General features: G+C 56.1%; 4 protein-coding genes and 1 pseudogene. All 5 read left to right on the plus strand.

Going from position 1 to position 3,211, the window contains the following annotated elements; translation table 11 throughout:
• Positions 1-122: hypothetical protein (locus ACRESD_RS22085; protein WP_431752852.1), on the plus strand; the 122-nt coding region annotated here is incomplete at its 5' end.
• 2 nt (positions 123-124) lie between these two features.
• Positions 125-616 (plus strand): acetolactate synthase small subunit, encoded by a 492-nt coding sequence (gene ilvN, locus ACRESD_RS22090; RefSeq protein ID WP_003176102.1) that lies wholly within the window; start codon positions 125-127, stop codon positions 614-616.
• A 47-nt stretch (positions 617-663) separates the two neighbouring features.
• Positions 664-1,680, plus strand: coding sequence for a ketol-acid reductoisomerase (ilvC, locus tag ACRESD_RS22095; protein ID WP_003194132.1), 1,017 nt, complete (start codon positions 664-666; stop codon positions 1,678-1,680).
• A 145-nt stretch (positions 1,681-1,825) separates the two neighbouring features.
• On the plus strand, positions 1,826-2,683 hold the full coding sequence (pssA, locus tag ACRESD_RS22100) for a CDP-diacylglycerol--serine O-phosphatidyltransferase (protein WP_431752851.1): 858 nt from the start codon (positions 1,826-1,828) through the stop codon (positions 2,681-2,683).
• A 63-nt stretch (positions 2,684-2,746) separates the two neighbouring features.
• A pseudogene (locus tag ACRESD_RS22105) lies at positions 2,747-3,211 on the plus strand (protein-methionine-sulfoxide reductase catalytic subunit MsrP); the annotation flags it as partial.

Raw genomic sequence — 3,211 nt, forward strand, 5'->3', positions numbered from 1 at the left:
CCATGAAGGATCGCCTGGTGTTCATCGATATTCAGGTGGATACCAGCGAGCACGTCTACCCGATGCAAATCAAAGACGGCTCTATGCGCGACATGTGGCTGAACAAGACGGAGCGTACTTAATCATGCGGCACATTATCTCCCTGCTTCTGGAGAACGAACCCGGCGCTCTGTCTCGTGTTGTCGGCCTGTTTTCGCAACGCAACTACAACATCGAAAGCCTGACCGTGGCTCCGACCGAAGACCCGACCCTGTCGCGCCTGACGTTGACCACTGTGGGTCACGATGAGGTGATCGAGCAGATCACCAAGAACCTCAACAAGCTGATCGAAGTGGTCAAGCTGGTCGACCTGTCGGAAAGTGCCCACATCGAGCGTGAGCTGATGCTGGTTAAGGTCAAGGCCACGGGTGCCCAACGTGCCGAGATCAAACGGACCACTGACATTTATCGTGGGCAGATCGTCGATGTGAGCGCCAGCGTTTATACCGTTCAACTGACCGGTACGAGCGACAAGCTGGACAGTTTCATCCAGTCGATCGGGACGGCCTCGATTCTGGAAACGGTACGCAGTGGTGTCACCGGGATTGCCCGTGGCGACAAAGTACTCAGCATCTAACCCAAATTAGCGAATGGCCTTACGGCCTGGATATATAGAGGAACCTCATGAAAGTTTATTACGATAAAGATTGTGACCTGTCGATCATCCAGGGCAAGAAAGTCGCCATCATCGGCTACGGCTCCCAGGGGCACGCACAAGCTTGCAACCTGAAAGATTCCGGCGTTGACGTGACTGTCGGCCTGCGTAAAGGTTCGGCCACTGTTGCCAAGGCTGAAGCCCACGGCCTGAAAGTGACTGACGTTGCTTCCGCTGTTGCGGCTGCCGACTTGGTCATGATCCTGACCCCGGACGAGTTCCAGTCCTCGCTGTACAAGAACGAAATCGAGCCGAACATCAAGAAGGGCGCCACCCTGGCCTTCTCCCACGGCTTCGCGATCCACTACAACCAGGTTGTGCCGCGTGCTGACCTCGACGTGATCATGATCGCGCCGAAAGCACCGGGCCACACTGTGCGTTCCGAGTTCGTCAAAGGCGGTGGTATCCCTGACCTGATCGCGATCTACCAGGACGCTTCGGGCAACGCCAAGAACGTCGCCTTGTCCTACGCTGCTGGCGTGGGTGGTGGTCGTACCGGCATCATCGAAACCACCTTCAAGGACGAGACCGAAACCGACCTGTTCGGCGAACAAGCTGTTCTGTGCGGCGGTACCGTTGAGCTGGTTAAAGCCGGTTTCGAAACTCTGGTTGAAGCTGGCTACGCGCCGGAAATGGCCTATTTCGAATGCCTGCACGAACTGAAACTGATCGTTGACCTCATGTATGAAGGCGGTATCGCCAACATGAACTACTCGATCTCCAACAACGCCGAATACGGCGAGTACGTGACTGGTCCGGAAGTGATCAACGCCGAGTCCCGTCAGGCTATGCGCAATGCCCTGAAACGTATTCAGGATGGTGAGTACGCCAAAATGTTCATCAGCGAAGGTGCAACCGGCTACCCTTCGATGACCGCCAAGCGTCGTAACAACGCTGCTCACGGTATCGAAGTCATCGGCGAGCAACTGCGCTCCATGATGCCGTGGATCGGTGCCAACAAGATCGTCGACAAAGCCAAGAACTAAGTCGTACGTCTCAAGAGAAAACGCGGCCTAGGCCGCGTTTTTTCGTTTGGTGGGGCTGGTTCTGGTATAAAGCTGCATCGTTTGCGGGCGAACACGCGCCGCAAGTAGTTGTCGAATTTTTTCACACCGTTGCAAGGTAAAGTCCATGAGCGAACGTCCCGAAGAGCCAAACCAGGCCTCTGACGCCGAAAGCCTGCTGCCGATCGATGAGCATGTCGAAGAAGGGCATGACGCGGAAGGCCGCAAGGTCCGGCATCGTGGCATCTATCTTCTGCCCAACCTGTTCACCACGGCGAACCTGTTTGCCGGGTTCTATTCCATCATCAACTCCATGAGCGCCCAAAGCGCCCTGGCAGCGGGTGATGCTGCGAGTGCGAGCAAGTACTTCGGTTTTGCCGCCATCGCGATTTTCGTGGCCATGGTGCTCGACGGCCTGGATGGTCGTGTGGCGCGCATGACCAATACCCAGAGCGCCTTTGGTGCCGAGTACGACTCGCTGTCGGACATGGTGGCCTTCGGTGTTGCGCCTGCGTTGCTGGCGTTTGCATGGGCGTTGGGTGATATGGGCAAGGTCGGCTGGATGGTTGCCTTTATCTATGTAGCCGGTGCAGCCTTGCGTCTTGCTCGCTTCAACACCCAGGTGGGGACTGCTGACAAGCGTTACTTTATTGGTCTCGCTAGTCCTGCTGCTGCGGGAGTGGTGGCAGGTATCGTATGGGCATTCAGTGACTACGGTATCCAGGGGTCGAAGATGTCGTTCCTGGTGGCCTTGATGGTGGCGGCGGCCGGCATGTTGATGGTCAGCAATATCAAGTACAACAGCTTCAAGGAGTTCGACCTCAAGGGGCGCGTGCCTTTCGTGGCGATCCTGGTGGTGGTGTTGGTGTTCGCTGTAGTGTTCAGCGATCCGCCACGTATTCTGCTGCTAGCCTTCCTGGTTTACGCCGCTTCTGGGCCGATTCAGTACTTGCTGCATCTGCGCCGGGACAAAACATTGTCTTAATGTAATTTCCCCCATACTCCGCAGTCTATTGGTGCATCAGTTCTCCAATGCTGCGGAGTTGCCATGTTAATCAAATTGTCCAAAGCGTCCGATTGTCACGAATCGGATGTCACACCTGAATCCTTTTACCTTTCTCGCCGTAGCTTGCTCGGTGGTGCGCTAGCCGGTATCGCTGCCAGCAGCTTGCCGCGCTGGGCCAGTGCCGATGATGCTTCGCGTTATGCCGATGTTGAGTCTGGCAAGGCGCCGACCTGGTTTTCGGAGAAGCTGCCGGGAACCAAATGGCAGGCGGTTACGGTAAAGGACGAGGCTATTACGCCTTTCAAGGACGCTACTCACTACAACAATTTCTATGAGTTCGGTACCGACAAGGGCGACCCGGCGGCGAATGCGGGCTCACTCAAGACCGAGCCCTGGAGTGTGGTGATTGATGGTGAGGTGGCGAAACCAGGGCGCTATGCCTTGGAGGACTTCATGAAGCCTTATCAATTGGAAGAGCGGATCTACCGTTTGCGCTGTGTCGAAGCA

The organism is Pseudomonas sp., assembly GCF_050739995.1.
GTDB lineage: Bacteria > Pseudomonadota > Gammaproteobacteria > Pseudomonadales > Pseudomonadaceae > Aquipseudomonas.